3 protein-coding genes are annotated in these 3,096 nt (G+C 57.3%); all 3 read left to right on the forward strand.

Annotation, left to right across the window (positions count from 1 at the left end):
* Positions 1–99 precede the first annotated feature (99 nt).
* Positions 100–888, forward strand: coding sequence for a prolyl oligopeptidase family serine peptidase (locus GTN70_11810; GenBank protein NIO17644.1), 789 nt, complete (start codon positions 100–102; stop codon positions 886–888).
* Positions 889–1,173: 285 nt separating this feature from the next.
* Positions 1,174–2,616: an AAA domain-containing protein gene (locus GTN70_11815; protein NIO17645.1), complete on the forward strand. Its 1,443-nt coding sequence runs from the start codon at positions 1,174–1,176 to the stop codon at positions 2,614–2,616.
* A gap of 244 nt (positions 2,617–2,860) precedes the next feature.
* On the forward strand, positions 2,861–3,096 hold a 236-nt coding region (locus tag GTN70_11820; GenBank protein ID NIO17646.1), incomplete at its 3' end, for a hypothetical protein.

A 3,096-nucleotide genomic window follows, 5' to 3' on the forward strand; every position in this document is an offset into this window, starting at 1 on the left:
GGGGAAAAATGTGAGGAAATGGGAACTGACCCCGGTTGAAACTTCTCCTGTCGCTTTTCATCGCAACCTTGTCAATGCAAACGCAAGGAGGAATGCAAGATGCGTATTATCGGTGCAGTGCTGATTCTTGTCATGACCGCAGTTTCCGCCCACGGGGAGGTGCGCGGGAAGCCGCTGGACTACACCTCGGACGGGACGACGATGAAGGGCTACGTGGCCTACGACGACTCCTTTACCGGCAAGCGCCCCGGCATTTTGGTGGTGCACGAGGTCTGGGGGAACAACGAGTATGCGAGATCGCGGGCGAGAATGCTGGCCGAGCTGGGTTACGTTGCCCTGGCCCTGGACATGTACGGTGAGGGAAGACAGTCCGGGCACCCCGACGAGGCCAGGAAATTCGCATCGGAGATCAGGAAGAACATGGACCTGGGACGGAAGAGGTTTATTTCGGCCATGGAGGTGCTCAAGAAACAGGAGCAAACCGATCCCGACCGCATCGGCGCAATCGGCTATTGCTTCGGCGGGGGAATCGCTCTGCAGATGGCCCGTGACGGCCTTGACCTCAAGGGAGTGGCGAGCTTCCACGGCGGGCTGGCCACGTCTGACCCCGCGAAGCCCGGGGCGGTAAAGGCGAAAATCCTGGTCCTGAACGGGGCCGATGATACCTTCGTGACGCCCGAGCAGATCGATGGTTTCAAGAAAGAGATGGAGGGCGCGGGCGCCGATTTTAGCTTCATCTCCTACCCGGGAGCCGTCCACGGCTTCACCAACCCCGAAGCGGACGAAAACGCGAGGAAGTACAACATGAAGATCGGGTACAACGCCGATGCCGATGCAAAGTCCTGGGAGGAGATGAAAGAGTTCTTCACGAAGGTGTTCAAAAAGTAGGGGCCCGCTCTCTCCATACCGGCATTCTCGGAAAAGAAGGGGATACGTGAAAAACACCCATTTCGTGTAGCCGCCCGCTTGTGGCCGGGATTTACGCAGGGGATCCCGGGGGGTTCCGGCACACATCCCGGAATACGATCCCGCGTCGGTGGTCAGGGCTTTTCCATGCACTGAAACCGGAAAGAATCCCGCCGCCAAGTCCGGTATCTTGCAGGATTTCTTTGTGCTATATTGGATGAAAATCCACGGGGCGGTCTTTTTCGCCCGCACGCAGGACGAGGTGCCATGAAGTTCGCTGTCGCTGCAGCGCCCTCGGGGGACGCCTGCAAGATGATCCGCATTTGCCTTCAGCCGGCATACCGGACCGACGGGGTATCAACGGGAGAAAAGCTCGCACACCTTCCCCGCAGAGATCGGTACGAGCTGGTTTTCATAGACATGGGTTTTGTCATGCACGATAAGAGGGAATCGGGAGACGCCGGCTACCAGGGCGTGATCGGCCGTTACCGGCATGCGTTCCCGGCAGCCGAGATCATCGTCATGGGCGAGCAGGAGCTGATCAGGGAGATGGTCATGGCGGTGAAGGGGGGGGCGAGCAACTATCTCACCTATCCGATAAACCCCGAGGAGGTTACATTCATTACCGAGAGTCTCCATGAGTCTCTCAGGATGGAGTCGGAGCTCGATTATCACCGGGACAGGCTCCTGGAAAAGGATTTCGTGGAGTTCACGGAGACGCACTCCCCGATCATGGAGGAGGTCCTGAGCAAGGTACGGTCCGTTGCCCGCACGAAGACCACCGTTTTCATCACCGGCGAGACGGGCACCGGGAAAGGGGTGATTGCAAAGATGATACACACCCTGAGCAGCAGGCGGGATCGACAGTTCATAAGCGTCCACTGCGGCGCGATTCCCGATACCCTGCTGGAAAGCGAGCTCTTCGGTCACGAGAAGGGCGCCTTTACCGGGGCGATACGAAGGAAGCTGGGAAGGTTCGAGCTTGCAAGCGGGGGCACGATCTTCCTGGATGAAATCGGCACCATCACCCCCATGATGCAGGTCAAGCTCCTGCAGGTCCTCCAGGATCAGACCATCCAGCGGATCGGCGGGGAGGGGATGATCGGGGTGGACGTGCGGATCATAATCGCCACCAACGAGGATCTCGAAAAAAAGTGTGCCGAGGGGGCATTCAGAAAGGATCTCTACTACCGGCTGAACGTGTTTCCCATCGAGATCCCTCCCCTCCGGGACAGGGCCGAGGACATCCCAATCTTCATCGACTCCTTCCTCAGGAGGCTGAACGCGACGTACGGGAAAACGATAACGGGAGTGGACCCACTGGTGATCAGTGGCTTCGATCAGTACCGGTGGCCCGGGAACATCCGGGAGATGGAAAACATCGTGGAGAGGGCGTACATACTCGAGTCCTCCCCGGTCCTGACACCGAGGCACTTCCCTGCCGACATATTCACCGGGCCGGGAAGAATGGCGAGGGTGCCCATAGACACGTCTGTTACCCTTTCCGACGTGAGGGAGCGGTCCCTGGGGTTCGTCGAGAGCCAGTACCTGAGGGAGCTTTTGCAGAGAAACCGGGGCAGTATCAAGAACACGGCGAGCGAGGCGGGCGTCGGCGTGCGCCAGCTGCACAAGCTCATGAAAAAGCACGGCATAAAGAAGGAAGAGTACCGACCCTCCGGCACTTCCCGGGACAGAAAACCAGAACAATAAGTTCCTATAAGGAAAATTCGGAACCCTCTGTTCCTATCATCGTAAATGTACATCAATACAGGAAGTTTTCGCATCTCTTCTCAGCGGAGAGGATTTTTTCCTGACAGACAGGAACCATCAGTTCCGACCTTTTTCGTGAGCTCTCAATAAAAGCAACAAATTCAGCAGGTTAGGAGTTGGCACCGTTTTTGCTATCTCTGTTTCCTGTCGGGTTCGCCCCGTAAAAAAAAAGCGGAATTAAGGAATGTCCGTGGTGAAAAGCGACCCACAGCAGATGGTTGTCCTCCGGGGTATCGTCACCGCTTCCAGCTGGGACACCGAGGGGCAGGTTACCGGAATCCAGATTTCTGGCCCCGGCGAAGAGGAATATGTCCTTGAAAACGAGGGAAGCGTCCAGGCCCTGATGCGTCACATTCGCGAGGAGATCGAGGTATCGGGCTTCCTGGTTGATTACCCGACGGGAAAAAGGGGAATCAAGGT

It is taken from the genome of Deltaproteobacteria bacterium, from assembly GCA_011773515.1.
Classification (GTDB): domain Bacteria; phylum Desulfobacterota; class Deferrimicrobia; order J040; family J040; genus WVXK01.

Coding starts and splice junctions, on each gene's coding strand:
- GTN70_11810 (NIO17644.1), top strand. CDS start 100: ATGCGTATTATCGGTGCAGTGCTGATTCTTGTCATGACCGCAGTTTCC.
- GTN70_11815 (NIO17645.1), top strand. CDS start 1,174: ATGAAGTTCGCTGTCGCTGCAGCGCCCTCGGGGGACGCCTGCAAGATG.